The 1814-nt window shown below is 59.6% G+C and carries 1 protein-coding gene and 1 pseudogene; one reads left to right on the top strand and one right to left on the bottom strand.

The window, feature by feature from the left end; translation table 11 throughout:
- Positions 1–266: 266 nt before the first annotated feature.
- Entirely contained in the window at positions 267–1694 is a 1428-nt protein-coding gene (locus U4E84_RS16800; RefSeq protein WP_322533249.1) for an FAD-binding oxidoreductase, read from the bottom strand.
- 49 nt (positions 1695–1743) lie between these two features.
- On the opposite strand from U4E84_RS16800, the pseudogene U4E84_RS16795 reads away from it, so the two are divergent.
- Positions 1744–1814: pseudogene (locus tag U4E84_RS16795) on the top strand (integrase core domain-containing protein); the annotation flags it as partial.

Raw genomic sequence — 1814 nt, 5'->3', positions numbered from 1 at the left:
TCGTCGGCTGGGTCTTCGCGGACTTCGCCGTCGACGAGTTCACGAAGGGGATGGCCAGCGGCGACGCACTCAGCACGCTCTGGATCTGGTTACTCCGCCTCCCAATCACTTTGGTGCTCCTGTACGTCCTGTACAAGGGGATTCTGGCGGCGACTGAGGCCATCGGCGCAGTAGTCTGATACCGTCTACTGTAGGGAGAATGTCAAAGAATGGCGATCTGGGACAGGGTACTGAGGCCTACATTCGAGAGTTGTTGCCTGCTAACGCTACACGTTACTGTCTTCTGGATCAACGTTGATGTTCTGCTGGAAGACGTTCTCGGGGTCGTACTCGGATTTGACCTTGGCGAGGCGGTCATAGTTGTCAGCGTAGACCTGTTCGGTCCAGCTTTCCCAACTGCGTTGCTCAACGCCGGTGAAGCCAGAGTAGGTGCCCTCAGCACCGTTGCGACGGAGTGTGCGTTCAGTCTCAGCAGCCCAATCGAGGGTCGGCTGGTTCTGGAAGTCTTCCCAGTTGCCCTCGATGGTGATCATATACTGCTTGTGGTCCCAAGCGTAGGCGGCGTCGGGGCCATGGCCGATGTTGCCGCCAAGTGGCCAGACGGCGATGGCGGCCATCGGGGTCGGGGCCGCCTCGGTCTGTTCGACGATGAAGTTGCGGATGCCCTCCGTGAACTCGTCCACGTACACCGAACGGTGGGTGTACTTACGGCCCCACGGGTACATCTGGGTACCAAGGTCGTGAAGTGCCTTATACGGCATCACGTCGCTCATGTCGATCAGTGGCTCACCGATCTCCCGAAGCGGCGCCGTAACCTCCTTGCCCTCCTCGATATCGCCCGCGTAGCAGCCGAGGATCGCGACGGCGTCAGTTCCCGCGAGCTCGTCAGGCATCGGCGGGAGGTTCGGAACATGGCCTGAGAGGAGGATGGTAGTCAGCTCCTCGGGTGCTCCGCTCATGACCTGCTGGAACGTGTCCATCACGTCATCGACCACCTCGTACGGGTAGAAGACACCGAGTGTCTGTACCATCGGGCCCACCTCGTACAGCTCAAACTCGAAGTTGGTGACGACGCCGAAGTTGCCCCCACCGCCCCGGACGGCCCAGAAGAGATCTTCGTTCTGTTTAGGTGAGGCCGTCCGCACCGCGCCGTCAGCCGTGACGATCTCGACGCTGCGGAGTGCATCGATCCCAAGCCCGTGCTTGCGTCGGATCCACCCGATGCCACCGCCTAGCGTGGAGCCGGAAATGCCGACATCGCCCGCGCTGCCGGTCGGTATAGCGAGACCGTGCTCCTGTGTCTCGATGAGTACGTCCTCAGCGTGAGTGCCGGGTTCGACGCGGGCGACTTTCGCCCCGGCATCGACCTGTACGTCGTCCATCTTCGAGAGATCGACGACGAGACCCTGGTTGGCGACGGCGCTCCCCGTCTGATGATGCGCACCCCCTCTGATCGCAAGTTCGAGGCCGATGTCCTGCGCAAATCGGACGGCGACAGCGACGTCGGCCGCATTTTCGACGCGAGCGACGATTGCGGGGTATTTATTGACGAGTCCGTTCCAGACCGTTCGTGCCCCCTCATACTCGTCACTGTCGGGGAGAACGAGCTCTCCGTTGAGGCGCCAAGCAAACGTCTCAATATCCTGTTCGTCGAGTTCAGCGACCGTTCCAAGCGGATGTTTTTGCGCCGACATTAGTGTCTCTTGATACCAGATACCATTGTCAAGTAAAAATAAGTTATCCTGGCTTGAACAGTTCGTACACTACTATAACTATCAACGACCGCATCAATCACTCAACGATCGGACGCCAGC

It is taken from the genome of Halorubrum sp. AD140 (assembly GCF_034497445.1).
Classification (GTDB): Archaea; Halobacteriota; Halobacteria; order Halobacteriales; family Haloferacaceae; genus Halorubrum.
The sequence above is the reverse complement of the archived record's forward strand: the minus strand, read 5'-3'. Positions and strand labels throughout refer to the sequence as shown.